A 15,769-nucleotide genomic window follows, 5' to 3' on the forward strand; every position below is an offset into this window, starting at 1 on the left:
AGCCCTGCGCGGGGCCGCCAACCGGATCCCATATCGGGGCTGCATTCCCTCGAACGCAGCCCGGACGGGCCGCTCGCCCGCTCCCCCGGGAGCCCGACCGAGCCCAGAACCGCGGGTAGACAGACGCCATGGCACGCCAGGACGCGAACGAAACCCTTCTCGGGACCTCCTTCCTCTACGGGGCGAACGCCGCCTACATCGAGGAGCTCTACGCCGCCTACACGAAGGACCCGAACTCCGTCGATCCGGAGTGGCAGCGGTTCTTCGCCGGCCTGAAGGAGGAGAAGGCGATCGTCGTCAAGAACGCCGAAGGGGCGTCCTGGACGAAGCCGAACTGGCCGGTGGCCGCCAACGGCGAACTGGTCTCGGCGCTGGACGGCAACTGGTCGGTCCTGGAGAAGGCGGTCGGCGACAAGATCAAGGCCCGCTCCGAGGCCAAGGGCCCCCCGGCGGCGCCCGCCGACGTGCAGCAGGCGACGAAGGATTCCGTGCGCGCGATCATGCTGATCCGCGCCTACCGCATGCGCGGCCACCTGCACGCCAAGCTCGACCCGCTCGGCCTGCAGCCGCGCGGCGACCACGAGGAACTGCACCCGCAGCATTACGGGTTCACGGAAGCCGATTGGGATCGCCCGATCTTCCTCGACAACGTGCTGGGGCTCGAATTCTCCACGATCCGCGAGATCGTGGCGATCCTGGAGCGCACCTACTGCCAGACGCTCGGCGTCGAGTTCATGCACATCTCCGACCCCGAGGAGAAGGCCTGGATCCAGGAGCGCATCGAGGGCAAGGACAAGGAGATCTCCTTCACCGAGCAGGGCCGCCGGGCGATCCTCAACAAGCTGATCGAGGCCGAGGGCTTCGAGAAGTTCCTCGACCTCAAGTACACGGGCACGAAGCGCTTCGGCCTCGACGGCTCGGAGGCGATGGTCCCGGCGCTGGAGCAGATCATCAAGCGCGGCGGTGCGCTCGGCGTGAAGGAGATCGTGATCGGCATGGCCCATCGCGGCCGGCTGAACGTGCTCGCCACCGTGATGGGCAAGCCGTTCCGGGCGATCTTCCACGAGTTCAAGGGCGGCTCGGCCTCGCCGGCGGAGGTCGAGGGCTCGGGCGACGTCAAGTACCATCTGGGTGCGTCGAGCGACCGGACCTTCGACGGGAACGACGTCCACCTGTCGCTGACCGCCAACCCGTCGCACCTGGAGATCGTCGACCCGGTGGTGCTGGGGAAGGTCCGCGCCAAGCAGGACCAGCACAACGACGCCCCCGACGAGCGCACCACGGTGCTGCCGCTCCTCATCCACGGCGACGCGGCCTTCGCGGGCCAGGGCGTGGTGGCGGAGTGCCTCGGCCTGTCGGGCCTGAAGGGCCACCGCACCGGCGGCTCGATCCACTTCATCATCAACAACCAGATCGGCTTCACCACCGACCCGCGCTTCTCGCGCTCCTCGCCCTACCCGTCCGACGTGGCGAAGATGGTCGAGGCGCCGATCTTCCACTGCAACGGCGACGATCCCGAATCCGTGGTCTTCGCCGCCAAGGTGGCGACCGAGTACCGGCAGAAGTTCCACAAGCCGGTCGTGATCGACATGCTGTGCTACCGCCGCTTCGGTCACAACGAGGGTGACGAGCCGGCGTTCACGCAGCCGAAGATGTACCAGATCATCCGCAAGCACCCCTCGACGCTGGAGATCTACTCCAAGCGCCTGGTCGAGGCCGGGGCCGTCAAGGAGACCGACCTGGAGGCCCGCAAGGCGGAGTTCCGCGCCACCCTCGACAGCGAGTTCGAGATCGCCAACGCCTACAAGGCCAACAAGGCGGACTGGCTCGACGGCCGCTGGTCGGGCCTGAAGTCGGTGCGCGAGGACGAGGACGATCCGCGCCGCGGCCGCACCGGCGTGCCGGTCGAGACCCTGCGCGAGATCGCGGGGCGCATCACCAGCGTGCCGGCGAACTTCCACGTCCACCGCACGATCCAGCGCTTCCTCGACAACCGCGCCAGGGCGATCGAGACCGGCGAGGGAATCGACTGGGCGACCGCCGAGGCGCTGGCCTTCGGCTCGCTGCTGCTGGAGAACCACCGGGTCCGGCTCTCGGGCCAGGACGTGGAGCGCGGCACCTTCTCTCAGCGCCACTCGGTGCTGATCGACCAGGAGAACGAGGAGCGCTACACGCCCCTCAACCACATCCGCGAGGGCCAAGCCCGCTACGAGGTCATCAACTCGATGCTCTCGGAGGAGGCGGTGCTCGGCTTCGAGTACGGCTACTCCCTGGCCGAGCCGAACGCGCTGGTGCTCTGGGAAGCGCAGTTCGGCGACTTCGCCAACGGCGCCCAGGTGGTGATCGACCAGTTCATCTCCTCGGGCGAGCGCAAGTGGCTGCGCATGTCGGGCCTCGTGATGCTGCTGCCCCACGGCTACGAGGGCCAGGGGCCGGAGCATTCCTCGGCCCGGCTGGAGCGCTACCTCCAGCTCTGCGCCGAGGACAACATGCAGGTCGCCAACTGCACGACTCCGGCGAACTACTTCCACATCCTGCGCCGGCAGCTGAAGCGCGACTTCCGCAAGCCGCTCGTCCTGATGACCCCGAAGTCGCTGCTGCGCCACAAGCGGGCGGTGTCGCGCCTCGACGATTTCACCGATGGATCGAGCTTCCACCGGGTGCTGTGGGACGATGCCGAGAAGAGCTCGGACGGCGTCAAGCTCGTCAAGGACGACAAGATCCGCCGCGTCGTGCTCTGCTCGGGCAAGGTCTACTACGACCTGTTCGAGGAGCGCGAGAAGCGGGGCGTCAACGACGTCTACCTGATGCGCGTCGAGCAGCTCTACCCGTTCCCGCTGAAGTCGCTGGCCGGCGAGGTGTCGCGGTTCCGCAACGCCGAGGTGGTCTGGTGCCAGGAGGAGCCCAAGAACATGGGGTCCTGGACCTTCGTCGAGCCCTATCTCGAATGGGTGCTCAACCAGGCCGGCGCCTCCAACAAGCGCCCGCGCTACATCGGGCGCCCGGCCTCGGCCTCGACGGCCGCCGGCCTGATGTCGAAGCACCTCGCCCAGCTCCAGGCCTTCCTCAACGAGGCCCTGGCGGTCTGACGAGGTTCGGCCGATGGCGGCGACCTTCTTCCGCGGGCTGATCGCCCCCCGGGCCTCGGTGCCGGGGGGCCTGACGCCCGCGGAGGCGCGCGCCGTGCAGGCGCAGGCCGCCGAGGCGGCGCGGGCGCGAGCCTTCCTGGACGCCGACCCGGGCCGGCCGGGCTCGGCGTCCGGCACCGAGATCCATCCGCCGCCGCGGCTCCACCCCGGGCGCGCTGCGGCCCCCCCTTCCACCGCCGACTGACAAGGAGGCGCCCCCCGCGGGGCGCGATGCCATGGCCACCGAAATCCGCGTCCCGACCCTGGGCGAATCCGTCAACGAGGCCACGATCGGCCGCTGGTTCAAGAAGCCCGGCGACACCGTGAAGGCCGACGAGCCCCTGGTGGAACTCGAGACCGACAAGGTGACCCTCGAGGTCAACGCCCCCGCCGCGGGCAAGCTCGGCGACATCGTCGCCAAGGACGGCGAGACGGTGGAGCCGGGCGCGCTCCTCGGCTCGATCGTCGAGGGCGCCGGCAACGGCGCCGCCGAGCCCGCCCCCAAGGCGGCCGCGCCGGCGGGGCCGGCACCCGCGGCCGCCCCGGCCCAGACCTCCTCGGCCTCCTACGGCACGCACGGCGATGCGGCCCCGGCGGGTGCCCGCCCGACTCAGGACCACGGCCCGGCCGTGGCCCGCCTCGCCCAGGAGACCGGCGTCAACCCCGGCAGCCTGCAGGGCAGCGGCAAGGACGGCCGCGTGACCAAGGGCGACATGCTGGCGGCGGCCGCCTCCGGCGCCGCGGCGCCCGCCCCGGCCCCCCTGCCGCAGGTCGCCCGGGCCCCTTCCTCGGCGGACGATGCCGCGCGCGAGGAGCGCGTGCGGATGACCAAGCTGCGGCAGACCATCGCCCGGCGCCTCAAGGACGCGCAGAACATCGCGGCCATGCTGACGACGTTCAACGACGTCGACATGGGCGCCGTCATGGCCCTGCGCCAGCAGTACAAGGACGTGTTCGAGAAGAAGCACGGCACGAAGCTCGGCTTCATGGGCTTCTTCACCAAGGCGGTGATCCAGGCCCTGAAGGACGTGCCGGCGGTGAACGCCGAGATCGATGGCCAGGACATCGTCTACAAGAACTATTACCACATCGGCATCGCGGTCGGGACCGACAAGGGCCTGGTCGTGCCGGTGGTGCGCGACGCCGACAATTTGTCGATCGCCGGCGTCGAGAAGACGATCGCGAATTTCGGCCGCAAGGCGCGCGACGGCAAGCTGTCGATCGATGAGATGCAGGGCGGCACCTTCACGATCACCAATGGCGGCATCTACGGCTCGCTGATGTCGACGCCGATCCTCAACGCGCCGCAATCGGGCATCCTCGGCATGCACCGCATCGAGGAGCGGCCGGTGGTGCGGGGCGGCAAGATCGAGGCGCGGCCGATGATGTACCTCGCCCTGTCCTACGATCACCGGATCGTGGACGGGAAGGAGGCCGTGACCTTCCTGGTGCGGGTCAAGGAGGCCCTGGAGGACCCGGCGCGGCTCGTGCTGGATCTCTGAGACGGTTTTCGGGCGGCGCGGCGGCTAACCCCACTCCCGAGCGGGAGAGGGGCAGGGGTGAGGGCCCCGGACCGTGCCGCACCAGGGCTGAACGGCCGTGCCGGGAGCGGCACGGTTCATTTCTTGCTGAACCATCCGAACCCTCACCCCATCCCCTCTCCCGTTCGGGAGAGGGGATCCCGCGCGGCCGAACCACGGCCGTGGGAGAGCGAAGGACGGCGCACGATGGACAAGGTCTTGGTCGTCACCGGGGGCAGCCGCGGCATCGGGCGGGCGGTGTGCCTGCTCGCAGCGCGGCGGGGCTGGCGCGTCTGCCTCTCCTACGTGGCGAAGGCCGAGGCCGCCGAGGCGGTGGTGCGCGAGATCGAGGCCGGGGGTGGCACGGCGCTGGCGGTGCGCAGCGACGTCGCGGTCGAGGCCGACGTGATCGCGCTGTTCCAGGCGGCCGACACGCTCGGGCCGCTCGGCGGGCTCGTCAACAATGCCGGCGTGGTCGACTACCCGGCCCGCGTCGAGGACATGGACGCTGCCCGCCTCACCCGGATGATGACCACCAACATCGTCGGCTCCTTCCTCTGCGCGGCCCAAGCGGTGAAGCGGATGTCGACGAAGCATGGCGGGAGCGGCGGCGCCATCGTCAACCTCTCCTCGGTGGCGGCCCGACTCGGGGCGCCCAACCAGTACGTGGACTACGCGGCCTCGAAGGGCGCCATCGACACCTTCACGACCGGCCTCGCGATCGAGGTCGCCGAGGAGGGCATCCGGGTGAACGCCCTGGCGCCCGGCCTGATCGACACCGAGATCCACGCGAGCGGCGGCCAGCCCGACCGGGCGCACCGGCTCGCCCCCTCGGTGCCGATGCGGCGCGTCGGCACCGCCGAGGAGATCGCCGCGCCGATCCTCTGGCTCCTCTCGGACGAGGCCTCCTACACGACCGGCACCATCGTGACGGTCTCGGGCGGCCGCTGATTTTCTCATTCCTTTCCATCGATGCCGGCCCGGTGCCCGCGGCGCCGCCGGCCCACATGCGGGTTCACGACCATGTCCTACGATCTCGTCGTCATCGGCACCGGTCCCGGCGGCTACGTCTGCGCCCTGCGGGCCGCGCAGCTCGGCCTGAAGACCGCCGTCGTGGAGAAGCGACCCACCCACGGCGGCACCTGCCTCAACGTCGGCTGCATCCCCTCGAAGGCCCTGCTGCACGCCTCCGAGGCGTTCGAGGAGACCACGAAGCACCTGCCGGCGCTCGGCATCACGGTGGGTGAGCCGCAGCTCGACCTCGCGAAGATGATGGCCTTCAAGCAGGAGGGCGTCGACGGCAACACCAAGGGCGTCGCCTACCTGCTCAAGAAGAACGGCGTCGAGACCTTCCAGGGCGTCGGGCGCCTCGCCGGCGCCGGCCGCGTCGAGGTCACCGCCGAGGACGGCGGCAATCACCTGCTGGAGACGAAGAACATCGTCATCGCGACCGGGTCCGACGTGGCGAACCTGCCGGGCGTGACCATCGACGAGGAGGTCGTGGTCTCCTCGACCGGCGCCCTCGACCTCAAGGCGGTGCCCGGCAAGCTGCTGATCATCGGCGCGGGCGTGATCGGCCTCGAACTCGGCTCGGTGTGGCGGCGCCTCGGCGCCGAGGTGACGGTGGTCGAGTATCTCGACCGCATCCTGCCGGGCATGGACGGCGAGGTCGGCAAGCAGTTCCAGCGCATCCTGGAGAAGCAGGGCGTCAAGTTCCGCCTCTCCTCCAAGGTGACGGGGGTCGAGCGGACCAACGCGGGCGCCAAGGTCACGGTCGAGCCCGCCGCGGGCGGCCAGAGCGAGGCGCTCGACGCCGACGTGGTGCTGGTGGCGATCGGGCGCGTGCCCTACACGGCGGGCCTCGGCCTCGACACGGTCGGCGTCCAGCTCGACAACAAGGGCCGGATCCTCACCGACAACCACTACGCCACGAACGTCACCGGCATCTACGCCATCGGCGACGTGATCGCCGGGCCGATGCTGGCCCACAAGGCCGAGGACGAGGGCGTCGCCGTGGCGGAGATCCTCGCCGGCAAGGCCGGGCACGTGAATTACGGCGTGATCCCGAACGTGGTCTACACCACGCCGGAGGTCGCCTCGGTCGGCAAGTCCGAGGAGGAGCTGAAGAAGGACGGGATCACCTACAAGACCGGCAAGTTCCCCTTCACGGCGAACGGTCGGGCCAAGGTCAACCACACCACGGACGGGTTCGTGAAGGTCCTGGCCGATGCCACGACCGACCGGGTGCTCGGCGTGCACATCGTGGGTCCGGAGGCCGGCAACCTGATCATGGAGGTGGCCGTGGCGATGGAGTTCGGCGCCTCCTCGGAGGACATCGCCCGCACCTGCCACGCGCACCCGACCCTTACCGAGGCGGTGAAGGAGGCGGCGCTGGCGGTGGAGAAGCGCGCGCTGCACATGTGAGGCGGGGGCAGGCGCCGTTCCGGCACCTGCCCATCCCGATCGCGACCCCGATCCGCCAGGACAGGGCCGCGACAGGGATGTCTAGCGGAACAGGATCGGGGAGGGTCCCGCCGACGCTGCCGTCGGCTCACGGAGCCTTCTTGGTCTCCATGCAGGTGGCGAGCCGGTCGAAGGCTTGGTGCATGCCCGCGAGGTTGAACGCGGCGGTGATGCCGTTGGCCTCGACGGTCAGGGCCTTGCCGCTTGTCAGTGCGACCACGGCCTCGCGGGTGCTGGGCACGTCGAGGCTGACCGTCCGCGCCGTATCGGCCGTGACGGCGAACGGGATCGCGGCGCCCTGGTCGACGCTCCACTGGCCCTTCACCGCCAATCCCTTCTCGATGGGAAACTTGGCCGCGTGGGCGATCAGCCCGACGGACTGGCCGACGCCCACCAGGGAGAGCCCGGCGGACTCGTTGACGGCCATGCAGCCGGCGAAGTCCTTGCCCTCGCCGATCGTCGTCACGACGTAGCCGCCAGCCGGAGCCGGAGCCGGAGCCGGAGCCGGAGCCGGAGCCGGAGCCGGCACGGCCGCCGCCGCGGTCGGTTTGGCGAGGTTGCAGCGGCGCAGGGACTCGTAGCCGTCGGCGAAGTTCGGGATCTTGAAGTCGGCCTTGCCGTCGTCGAACGTCAGGACGATCTCCCGGGCCGCCAGCAGGAACGGCACGATGGCATCGGGAAACTGCGAGACCAGGGTGGCTCCGTCGCCGATCCAGGTCGCCTTGGGCGCATAGACCTTCTTGTCGAGGCTGAGCGGCGCCTTCACCGTCTCCTTCTTGTCCCACGCCCACTTCTCGTAGACGAGCGCGAGACGCACGTCGCTGCCGCTGAGGGTGAAGACGATGCCGTTGGCGGCGCCGCCGTCCTCCATGTCCTTGTACACGTGGCTCATCACACAGGTATCAGAACCGTACTTGCCGTCCGTTCGCTCGACCTCCCAGCCCTTGACGGTCTCGAAGGGCGTGTCGGCGGCGCGGGCAGGGGCCGCGGCTTCAACAACGAGAAGGGACGCGACGATGGCGCGTGCCGGAGAGCGGAGCATGGGACATCCTTGGGCCGACGACCGGCGTGACGCAACGGCGTTTGGGGGTGGTCAGGTCCCGGAAGACTGACGGATGTGTCGGCAAGGACCGAGACTGGCCCTAAACGTCGCCCCCTCATCCTGCAAGGGACGACGGCGCTGTTCCGCACGACCGTGCGGACTCATCGTGAAGATCACGCTGCCATCCGTCCCGCGTGAGGGGCGGTGTCGCGTCCGCAGGCTCAGCCCAGCTCGTCGTTCAGGAACCCGCGCACCGCCTCCGCGTCGATCCCCGGCGCGATGAAACTCCGCCCGATCCCCCGGGCCAGGATGAAGGTCAGGGCGCCATCGCGCACCTTCTTGTCCTGGCGCATGGCGTCGAGGATCTCCTCCGCCGTCCCACATCCGCCCGGCACCTGGGCCAGCGTCGTGGGCAGGCCGGCGAGCGCGAGGTGGTTCGCCACCCGCCCCGCATCCTGGCCCGGGCAGAGGCCGAGCCGGGCCGAGAAGCGGAAGGCCAGCGCGAGCCCGATCGCCACCGCCTCGCCGTGGACGAGCCGGCTGGACTCGTAGCGCGTCAGCCGCTCCAGGGCGTGCGCGAAGGTGTGGCCGAGGTTCAGGAGCGCCCGCTCTCCGTCCTCCCGCTCGTCGCGCACCACGACGCCCGCCTTGGCGCGGCAGCAGGCGGCCACGGCCTCCTCCCGGGCCGGGCCGCCGGAGAAGATCTCGCCGAAATGGGCCTCGCACCAGCCGAAGAAGTCCGGGTCGTCGATGAGCCCGTACTTCGCGACCTCGGCGTACCCGGCCCGCATCTCGCGGGGCGACAGGGTGTCGAGGGCGGCGGTGTCGGCGAGGACCAGGCTCGGCTGGTGGAAGGCGCCGATCAGGTTCTTGCCGTGGGGCGAGTTGATGCCGGTCTTGCCGCCAACCGAGGAATCCACCTGCGCGAGCAGGCTCGTCGGCGCCTGGACGAAGCGCACGCCCCGCCGCAGCACGGCCGCCGCGAAGCCCGCCAGATCCCCGACCACGCCGCCGCCCAGCGCCAGGACGAGGTCGCGCCGCTCGACCCGGTGGGCGAGGAGCGCGTCGCAGACCTCCGTGAGGCAGGCGTAGCTCTTCGAGCCCTCGCCCGGCGGCACCGTGATCATGACGGCGCGCAGGCCTGCCTGCCGCAGGGCGTCCATGACCGCCCCGCCGTAGAGGCCCGCCACGGTGGCGTCGCTCACCACCGCCACCGCCTTGGCGCCGAGCTGCGCGCAGCGCGCGCCGACCTCGGCGAGCAGCCCGCGGCCGACCAGGATGTCGTAGGCGCGCCCGCCGTCGAGGGGCACGTGGACCGTCCGCGGCGCGCTCATTGGGCGGCGACGCCCCGCGCCGACGGGTCGCCGTGGAAGGAGGCGTCGAGGGCTTCGAGCACGTCCTGCACCACCCGGTCCTGGGAGACCTCGCGGGAGGGCACCATCAGGTCCGCGCTGCCGTAGATCGGGTGGCGGATGTCCATGAGCCGGCGCATCGTTCCTTCGGGATCCTCGTTCTGCAGGAGGGGGCGGCTCGGCCGCTTGCGCACCCGGCGCATCAGCACGTCGAGCTCCGCCTTGAGCCAGACCGAGACGCCGGATTCCGCGATGCGGCGGCGCGTCTCGGGCCGCATGAAGGCGCCGCCGCCCGTCGCCAGCACCATCGGCCCGTCGCGCAGCAGGCGGGCGATCACCCGCTCCTCGCCGTCCCGGAAGCTCGTCTCGCCGTAGATCGCGAAGATGTCCGCGATCGTCAGCCCGGCCGCGGCCTCGATCTCGTGATCGGCGTCCATGAAGATCATGCCGAGCCGCCCGGCGAGGCGGCGGCCGACCGTGCTCTTGCCCGCCCCCATCAGGCCCACCAGGACGATCGAGCGCTGGCCGAGCCCGCGGCGCACGCGGGCCTCGATCGTCTCGTCCGGGGAAGAAGGCTCAATCATGCGGCGTTCTTAGCCTGTTTTCCCGGCGGCGTGAAACACGTGCGAATACGGTCGCCGAGGCGGCTCCTCGGCACCCGCGCAACAGCGCCCGCGTTTCCATCACGGCCCCCGCCCGCTCCCTTGCCACGGCACCGGGTGCGTGGTCGAACCGTGCCGCACTGCAACCGTAACGACCCGTCACGCCACCTTCCAACTCCGACACCAGCGAGGCCCGCCGGACGTGCCGACCCTCTTCCGTTTCCTGGCCATCGTGGCGATCCTGGCCGGGCTCGTCGTCGCGGCGATGTTCGCGCTCGCGACCTTCGTCGAGCCGACCCCCCGGGAGATCACCGTGACGATCCCGAGTTCGAAGCTCCAGCCCCCGACCAAGTGAGCCGATGGCGGGCGCGCGCGCCGGGCTGATGCAGCCCTATCTCGACATGCTGGCGGCGGAGCGGGGCGCATCGGCGAACACCCTGGCCGCCTACCGGCGGGACCTCGACGATTACCTCGCCCACCTCGCCGCGGAGGGGCTCGACCCGGTCGCGGTGGCGGCGCCGGCCGTGCGGGCCTACATGGCCGACCTCGCGGATCGCGGCCTCAAGGCCTCCTCGGCGGCGCGGCGCCTCTCGTGCATCCGCGGCTTCCACCGCTTCCTCTACGCGGAGGGCTACGCCCCCGCGGACCCCACCGCCCCGGTTTCCGGCCCGAAGCGCGCCAAGGCGCTCCCGAAGGTGCTCTCCGTCGCCGAGGTCGACCGGCTGCTCGCCGTCGCCAAGGAGGCGGCGGAGCGGGCGCCCCACCCCGGCGAGGCGGCCCGCGCCCTGCGCATGCTCTGCCTGCTCGAACTCCTCTACGCCACGGGCCTGCGCGTCTCCGAACTGGTCTCGCTGCCGCGCACCGCCGCGACCACGAAGGAGCGCTTCCTGATGGTGCGCGGCAAGGGCGGCCGCGAGCGGCTGGTTCCGCTCACCGACATCGCCCGGGACGCCATGGCGGCGCATCTGCGCCACCTGACCGTGCCCGGACCATGGCTGTTTCCCGCCGACAGCGAGAGCGGGCACCTCACCCGGCAGGCCTTCGCCCGCGACCTGAAGGCGGTGGCCGGCGCCGCCGGGATCCGGGCCGACCGGGTGAGCCCGCACGTCCTGCGCCACGCCTTCGCCAGCCACCTGCTGCAGAACGGCGCCGACCTGCGCGTCGTGCAGGAACTCCTCGGCCACGCGGACATCGCGACGACGCAGATCTACACCCACGTGCTCGACGAGCGCCTCAAGAGCATGGTGCGCGACCTCCATCCCTTGGCCGATCCCTCGGCCGATTCCCTGGTGGACGAATGACCGGACCGATCCACACCTTCCTCTCGGGCCGGGGCCGGGGCCGCGACGGGCGCGGGCGCCTCCTCTCCGACGTGCTCGCCTTCGACGATCTGCGCATCGAGGCGGTGCACGACTTCATCCAATGGTGCTTCCCGCTCCGCGAGGCGAGCCGCGCGGTGCCGGACGCGCCCGTGCTCGGCCCGGACGAGGCCGAGGCGATCCGCGCCGATCCGGCGGCCCTCGCGGGCCTGCGGGCGGCGCGCGACCGGATGCAGCGCTTCTACGGAGAGACCGACGGCTGGCTCGTGCCCCGCGACCACAACCACCTGCGCATCACCCGGATCGTCACGGCCCTGCGCGACCTCCTGGGCCGCGAGGAGGCGGCGGCGTTCCTCGCCGTCGTGCTGGCCCGGGACGAGGGCGCGGGCCGGCCGGTGAACCGCGAGAGCGTCGCGTTCTGGCAACGCGCCCTGGGGTAGGCTGGCGCGGGACCACGATCCACGAGGGGAGATCCACCGCGATGGCGCATTGGCTGTTCAAGTCCGAGCCGTCCACCTGGTCCTGGGACCAGCAGGTGGCGGCGGGGGAGGGCGGCACGTTCTGGAACGGGGTGCGCAACCACCTCGCCAAGAAGCACCTGCAGGCGATGCAGGTCGGCGAGCAGGGCTTCTTCTACCACTCGAACGACGGGAAGGCGGTGGTCGGCATCGTCGAGGTGATCCGCCCCTACTACCCGGATCACACGGACGAGAGCGGGAAGTTCGGCATGGTCGACATCAAGGCCGTCGCGGCCCTGCCCCGGCCGGTCACCCTCGACGCGATCAAGGCGGATCCGCGCTTGGAAAACATGGTGCTCGTCAACAATTCCCGCCTGTCGGTGCAGCCGGTGACGGAGGCGGAATGGGCGACGATCCGGGAACTGGGCGGCCTGTGAGCGGGCACTCCCGCGCAGGATGGGCGCGCCGGGCCGGCCTCCTCGCGGCGGGGGTTCTGCTGCTCGCCGTGCAGGGCGCGGCGGCCGAGCGCGCCAAGCCCGCCCCGAAGCCGGCGCCGCCCGTCGTCGCCTGCCTGTCGCTCGCCAACCTGCGCATCCTGTTGCGCGAGACCAACGGCGACCCGGCCGCCGTGGCGGGCCGTTTCGCCGATCCCAAGAGCGACCATCTCAATTGCGCGATGACGCCCGCCGACCGCGTCGAGGGGGTTGCCGACCGGGTCACGATCGGCGGGACGCCCTACCAGTGCCTGCGCATCAAGGACAGCAGCGTCTGCCGCTGGGCGGAGGCGCGCTGAGGGGCTTTCCGTGTTCGTCACCGCGCAGACCGGCTTCGAACGGACGCCATGCGGGCTGCACCGATGTTCGGGAAAATTCAACGCCCGTCGGAATGCGTCTTGGTCTCCGGAAAACGCTAGTTCGGCAAATAGCTACCCCAGTCTCGTTCGCGCGGGATCCCCTCTCCCGATTGGGTTTGCGAATTCACACTTCGGTTCGTGCGCATGCCCTCTCCCCGCACGCGGCTACCGTGTGCACACATCTCAGTAGCCGGCTCATCGGCTGAACAGATCTGGAAGGCACAACACCCCTCAGCATGAGGAATCGGGTTTGTTGCCATCGGCCGGGTCTGATGCTGTGGGTCACCGCCGCCTGGCTGGGTGACATCTGCCTGTCATCAGGCAGCTCTGCGTCGGGCGAGCCTTCCGACGCCATGCAGGCGATCGGGCAGCGCGTGCGGATGAGCGATGACGGGTCGGCCCGATATCTGATCGATGTGATCGATCATCCTATTGAAAAAATACGCGTTTTTCGATGCTGTGTGTGCACGGCAGCTCCGCAAGCGGGGAGAGGAGAAACCCGCGCTTCATCCGGCGAAGTGTGAATGTTTTAGCCCGAGCGGGAGAGGGGTAGGGGCGATCGAAGATCGCGCAGGGTGGCTCGGGTTCAGGATCGACCTGAACCGTCACGCTTCCAGCGGCACGGTCCCGTCTTCTTGCTTCACCCGAGCCACCCCCAGCCCCTCTCCCACTCGGGAGACGTGCCTCGCATGGTCCCCGGACAGCCGCGCGCGGCCTGGCAGGTCACACCGTCCAGTAGGGCTGCGCGTTGTAGTAGCGGTGGACGTGCTCCTCCCAGACACGGTCGGTGGACGGGTCCTGCCCCTCCGCCCCGCGCTGAGGCGCCTCGCGGAGCTGCTGCTCGCTGAGGTCGATCTCGTAGGCGTCGAGCTCCGGGTTGAAGCGCAGGGCGCCCCACGGGATCGTGTGGTAGCCCTCGCCCATGCCCAGGAAGCCGCCGAAGCTCATCACCGCGTAGGCGACCCGGCCGCTCGCCTTCTCGATCATCAGCCGCTCGATCCGCCCAAGGCTGTCGCCGTTCGGCCGGCGCACGGCCGTGCCCTCGACCCGGTCGCTGGCGATCAGGCGGCTGGTCTGGTTGGTGGACGTGCTGCCCATGTCCGAGCGATCGCCCACGGTCGGCGCAACGGTGGTCATCGGGTTCCTCTCCATCCAGGCTGCCCGGGCAACGCCGCGCCCGCCCGCGCCGTTCCTGGAACGCCGCCGCGGCTCTCCGCTGTTCCGTTGACGCGCGGCGCGGTTTAGCCTCGCCCCCATGCCGACTCGCACGCTCGCCCTCGCCCTCGCCCTCACCCTCGCCCTCACCGCCCTGGCCGGGTTGCCCGCCCGCGCCCAGGACCGGGGCACGCTGACCCCGAAGCCGCTGCCGCCCCTCGCCCATCCGGACGATCCGGCGACGCCCGCCAAGGCCTTGTTCGGGCGCGCCACCACCCCGGCGGCGATGGCCCCGCAATCCATCGGCTCCTACGCCCGCGGCTGCCTCGCCGGCGCGGAGGCGCTGCCGATCGACGGCCCGACCTGGCAGGTGATGCGCCTCTCGCGCAACCGGAACTGGGGAAACCCCGTCCTCATCGCCTTCCTGGAGCGGATCGCCAGCAAGGCGCCGCAGCGGGCCGGCTGGTCGGGCCTCCTCGTCGGCGACATGTCCCAGCCCCGCGGCGGGCCGATGCTCACCGGCCACGCCTCCCACCAGCTCGGCCTCGACGCCGACATCTGGCTGACGCCGATGCCGGACCACACCCTCAGCCGGGCCGAGCGCGAGGAGATGTCGGCGACGAACGTGGTGCGTGCCGACAGGCGCGACATCGACCCCGCGGTCTGGCGCCCCGAGCACGGGCGGCTGATCAAGATGGTGTCCGAGCAGCCGGAGGTGGCGCGCATCTTCGTGAACCCGGCGATCAAGCTCGCCCTCTGCCGCGAGGCGGGGTTAGACCGGCGCTGGCTCACCAAGGTGCGGCCGATGTACGGGCACAACTACCACTTCCATATCCGGCTCGAATGCCCGTCCGGGGAGGCGTCCTGCAAGGACCAGGAGCCGCCGCCCGCGGGCGACGGCTGCGGCTCGGAGCTGGATTACTGGTTCAGCGACGCGGTGCTGAACCCCAAGCCCGGTCCCAAGGGCAAGCCGAAGCCCCCGATGACGATGGCGGCCCTGCCGGAGGCCTGCCGGGCGGTGCTGAAGGCGCGGTGAGCCCGGCGGCTCGGCGACCGCCTCGATGGGAAGGCGGCTCGCGGGGCCGTCAAACGTCTTGCAGGGTCACACCAACCACGCCTCTTTTCCGGGCGCATGCAGCGTCAGCGGAATGCGACCCGGAAACCAGCGCAAGACTCCGCGAAGCGACCGTGGGTCCGCGCAGGGTTCGACGAACCGCTCGATCACGAGCCCGGCAGCGCCGATCAACGCGACCCACTCGCTCAAGGTCCGGTGAAAGCGCGGGATCCGGAACGGCGTCACCGTCGCGCGTGCCTCCGGCGGGAGTGCGGAGAAGGTCCACGTGTCGATCCGTCCGTCGATGCGGTCGAAGTCGCCCGCCACCTCGACGACGCGGGCCTCGCCGGTCGGGTCGCGCCGCACCTTCCGGTAGGGCGGCACGAAGCAGGGGTGCAGGATCGAGAACTGGAGGAAGCCGCCCGGCGTCAGGACCCGCTGCGCCTCCGCAAGGCCCGCGCCTGGTCCGCCATGTCCATCAGGCACATGAAGGCGGTCGCGAAATCGAAGCTGCCGTCGCCGAAGGGCAGGTCCGTCCCGTCGGCGGCCTGGTAGTCGATCCCGAGGGGCTCCGCTGCCTCTGCCTCCCGCGCATGCCGGATGAAGGTCGGCGCGATGTCCACCGCCTGCATCCGGGCGCCGAGTCGGGCGACCGCGCGCGTGTTGCCGCCCTCGCCGCAGCCGATGTCGAGCCCGGTCAGGCCGACCATCGGCGGCAGCATCGCCAGGAAAGCCGGCGTGTTCAGCGCGTCCCGGTAGACGTCGTAGCCGTCGCGGACATGCCGCGCCCATGTCGCGGCATTCCCCTCCCAGGAGAAGGTAC

The 15,769-nt window shown here is 70.7% G+C and carries 16 protein-coding genes and 1 pseudogene; 12 read left to right on the plus strand and 5 right to left on the minus strand.

Features of this window, described 5'->3' with window-relative positions:
* Positions 1-128: 128 nt before the first annotated feature.
* The 5 genes from ACW9J6_RS18005 to lpdA all read left to right on the plus strand — a co-directional run bounded on the left by ACW9J6_RS18005 (position 129) and on the right by lpdA (position 7,072).
* The gene (locus tag ACW9J6_RS18005; protein ID WP_457117870.1) at positions 129-3,089 is read left to right on the plus strand and encodes a 2-oxoglutarate dehydrogenase E1 component; all 2,961 of its coding nucleotides are present in this window, start codon (positions 129-131) and stop codon (positions 3,087-3,089) included.
* Between the two features lie 13 nt (positions 3,090-3,102).
* Positions 3,103-3,333, plus strand: a complete 231-nt coding sequence (locus ACW9J6_RS18010; protein WP_457117871.1) for a hypothetical protein — start codon at positions 3,103-3,105, stop codon at positions 3,331-3,333.
* Positions 3,334-3,364: 31 nt separating this feature from the next.
* On the plus strand, positions 3,365-4,630 hold the full coding sequence (gene odhB / locus ACW9J6_RS18015; RefSeq protein WP_457117872.1) for a 2-oxoglutarate dehydrogenase complex dihydrolipoyllysine-residue succinyltransferase: 1,266 nt from the start codon (positions 3,365-3,367) through the stop codon (positions 4,628-4,630).
* 225 nt (positions 4,631-4,855) lie between these two features.
* The gene (locus ACW9J6_RS18020; protein ID WP_457117873.1) at positions 4,856-5,599 is read left to right on the plus strand and encodes an SDR family oxidoreductase; all 744 of its coding nucleotides are present in this window, start codon (positions 4,856-4,858) and stop codon (positions 5,597-5,599) included.
* Positions 5,600-5,671: 72 nt separating this feature from the next.
* A complete protein-coding gene (lpdA, locus tag ACW9J6_RS18025; protein ID WP_457117874.1) occupies positions 5,672-7,072 on the plus strand; it encodes a dihydrolipoyl dehydrogenase in 1,401 nt (466 codons plus the stop codon).
* Between the two features lie 127 nt (positions 7,073-7,199).
* On the opposite strand, the gene ACW9J6_RS18030 is transcribed toward lpdA, so the two are convergent.
* From ACW9J6_RS18030 to ACW9J6_RS18040, 3 genes are all read right to left on the minus strand, one after another.
* A complete protein-coding gene (locus ACW9J6_RS18030) occupies positions 7,200-8,153 on the minus strand; it encodes a hypothetical protein (protein WP_457117875.1) in 954 nt (317 codons plus the stop codon).
* A gap of 221 nt (positions 8,154-8,374) precedes the next feature.
* Positions 8,375-9,487 carry a 3-dehydroquinate synthase gene (aroB, locus tag ACW9J6_RS18035; RefSeq protein WP_457117876.1) on the minus strand — a complete coding sequence of 371 codons (1,113 nt, stop codon included), beginning with the start codon at positions 9,485-9,487 and terminating at the stop codon, positions 8,375-8,377.
* Positions 9,484-10,089: a shikimate kinase gene (locus ACW9J6_RS18040; RefSeq protein ID WP_457117877.1), complete on the minus strand. Its 606-nt coding sequence runs from the start codon at positions 10,087-10,089 to the stop codon at positions 9,484-9,486. Before ACW9J6_RS18040 ends, aroB begins: the two co-directional genes overlap by 4 nt.
* Positions 10,090-10,309: 220 nt before the next feature.
* On the opposite strand from ACW9J6_RS18040, the gene ACW9J6_RS18045 reads away from it, so the two are divergent.
* The 6 genes from ACW9J6_RS18045 (at position 10,310) to ACW9J6_RS18070 (ending at position 13,261) form a co-directional block, all read left to right on the plus strand.
* The gene (locus tag ACW9J6_RS18045; RefSeq protein WP_457117878.1) at positions 10,310-10,462 is read left to right on the plus strand and encodes a histidine kinase; all 153 of its coding nucleotides are present in this window, start codon (positions 10,310-10,312) and stop codon (positions 10,460-10,462) included.
* A 4-nt stretch (positions 10,463-10,466) separates the two neighbouring features.
* Positions 10,467-11,408 carry a site-specific tyrosine recombinase XerD gene (locus tag ACW9J6_RS18050; protein WP_457117879.1) on the plus strand — a complete coding sequence of 314 codons (942 nt, stop codon included), beginning with the start codon at positions 10,467-10,469 and terminating at the stop codon, positions 11,406-11,408.
* Positions 11,405-11,866: an opioid growth factor receptor-related protein gene (locus tag ACW9J6_RS18055; RefSeq protein ID WP_457117880.1), complete on the plus strand. Its 462-nt coding sequence runs from the start codon at positions 11,405-11,407 to the stop codon at positions 11,864-11,866. The genes ACW9J6_RS18050 and ACW9J6_RS18055 overlap by 4 nt, the downstream gene beginning before the upstream one ends.
* A gap of 41 nt (positions 11,867-11,907) precedes the next feature.
* Positions 11,908-12,321: an EVE domain-containing protein gene (locus ACW9J6_RS18060; RefSeq protein ID WP_457117881.1), complete on the plus strand. Its 414-nt coding sequence runs from the start codon at positions 11,908-11,910 to the stop codon at positions 12,319-12,321.
* Positions 12,318-12,677, plus strand: coding sequence for a hypothetical protein (locus tag ACW9J6_RS18065; RefSeq protein WP_457117882.1), 360 nt, complete (start codon positions 12,318-12,320; stop codon positions 12,675-12,677). The genes ACW9J6_RS18060 and ACW9J6_RS18065 overlap by 4 nt, the downstream gene beginning before the upstream one ends.
* 332 nt (positions 12,678-13,009) lie before the next feature.
* Positions 13,010-13,261, plus strand: coding sequence for a hypothetical protein (locus ACW9J6_RS18070; protein WP_457117883.1), 252 nt, complete (start codon positions 13,010-13,012; stop codon positions 13,259-13,261).
* A gap of 199 nt (positions 13,262-13,460) precedes the next feature.
* Here the strand turns inward: ACW9J6_RS18070 and ACW9J6_RS18075 are convergent, their stop codons facing one another.
* Positions 13,461-13,835 carry a PRC-barrel domain-containing protein gene (locus ACW9J6_RS18075; RefSeq protein ID WP_457117957.1) on the minus strand — a complete coding sequence of 125 codons (375 nt, stop codon included), beginning with the start codon at positions 13,833-13,835 and terminating at the stop codon, positions 13,461-13,463.
* Positions 13,836-13,992: 157 nt separating this feature from the next.
* On the opposite strand from ACW9J6_RS18075, the gene mepA reads away from it, so the two are divergent.
* Positions 13,993-14,928 (plus strand): penicillin-insensitive murein endopeptidase, encoded by a 936-nt coding sequence (mepA, locus tag ACW9J6_RS18080; RefSeq protein WP_457117884.1) that lies wholly within the window; start codon positions 13,993-13,995, stop codon positions 14,926-14,928.
* A gap of 66 nt (positions 14,929-14,994) precedes the next feature.
* Here mepA and ACW9J6_RS18085 read toward each other — a convergent pair.
* Positions 14,995-15,758: pseudogene (locus ACW9J6_RS18085) on the minus strand (class I SAM-dependent methyltransferase); the annotation flags it as partial.
* Positions 15,759-15,769: the final 11 nt, after the last annotated feature.

Source organism: Methylobacterium sp. JK268, from assembly GCF_054052225.1.

Excerpts from the sequence above, each read along its gene's own strand:
- ACW9J6_RS18005 (WP_457117870.1), top strand. The coding sequence starts at position 129 with ATGGCACGCCAGGACGCGAACGAAACCCTTCTCGGGACCTCCTTCCTC.
- ACW9J6_RS18010 (WP_457117871.1), top strand. The coding sequence starts at position 3,103 with ATGGCGGCGACCTTCTTCCGCGGGCTGATCGCCCCCCGGGCCTCGGTG.
- odhB (WP_457117872.1), top strand. The coding sequence starts at position 3,365 with ATGGCCACCGAAATCCGCGTCCCGACCCTGGGCGAATCCGTCAACGAG.
- ACW9J6_RS18020 (WP_457117873.1), top strand. The coding sequence starts at position 4,856 with ATGGACAAGGTCTTGGTCGTCACCGGGGGCAGCCGCGGCATCGGGCGG.
- lpdA (WP_457117874.1), top strand. The coding sequence starts at position 5,672 with ATGTCCTACGATCTCGTCGTCATCGGCACCGGTCCCGGCGGCTACGTC.
- ACW9J6_RS18030 (WP_457117875.1), bottom strand. The coding sequence starts at position 8,153 with ATGCTCCGCTCTCCGGCACGCGCCATCGTCGCGTCCCTTCTCGTTGTT.
- aroB (WP_457117876.1), bottom strand. The coding sequence starts at position 9,487 with ATGAGCGCGCCGCGGACGGTCCACGTGCCCCTCGACGGCGGGCGCGCC.
- ACW9J6_RS18040 (WP_457117877.1), bottom strand. The coding sequence starts at position 10,089 with ATGATTGAGCCTTCTTCCCCGGACGAGACGATCGAGGCCCGCGTGCGC.
- ACW9J6_RS18050 (WP_457117879.1), top strand. The coding sequence starts at position 10,467 with ATGGCGGGCGCGCGCGCCGGGCTGATGCAGCCCTATCTCGACATGCTG.
- ACW9J6_RS18055 (WP_457117880.1), top strand. The coding sequence starts at position 11,405 with ATGACCGGACCGATCCACACCTTCCTCTCGGGCCGGGGCCGGGGCCGC.
- ACW9J6_RS18060 (WP_457117881.1), top strand. The coding sequence starts at position 11,908 with ATGGCGCATTGGCTGTTCAAGTCCGAGCCGTCCACCTGGTCCTGGGAC.
- ACW9J6_RS18070 (WP_457117883.1), top strand. The coding sequence starts at position 13,010 with ATGCTGTGGGTCACCGCCGCCTGGCTGGGTGACATCTGCCTGTCATCA.
- ACW9J6_RS18075 (WP_457117957.1), bottom strand. The coding sequence starts at position 13,835 with ATGGGCAGCACGTCCACCAACCAGACCAGCCGCCTGATCGCCAGCGAC.
- mepA (WP_457117884.1), top strand. The coding sequence starts at position 13,993 with ATGCCGACTCGCACGCTCGCCCTCGCCCTCGCCCTCACCCTCGCCCTC.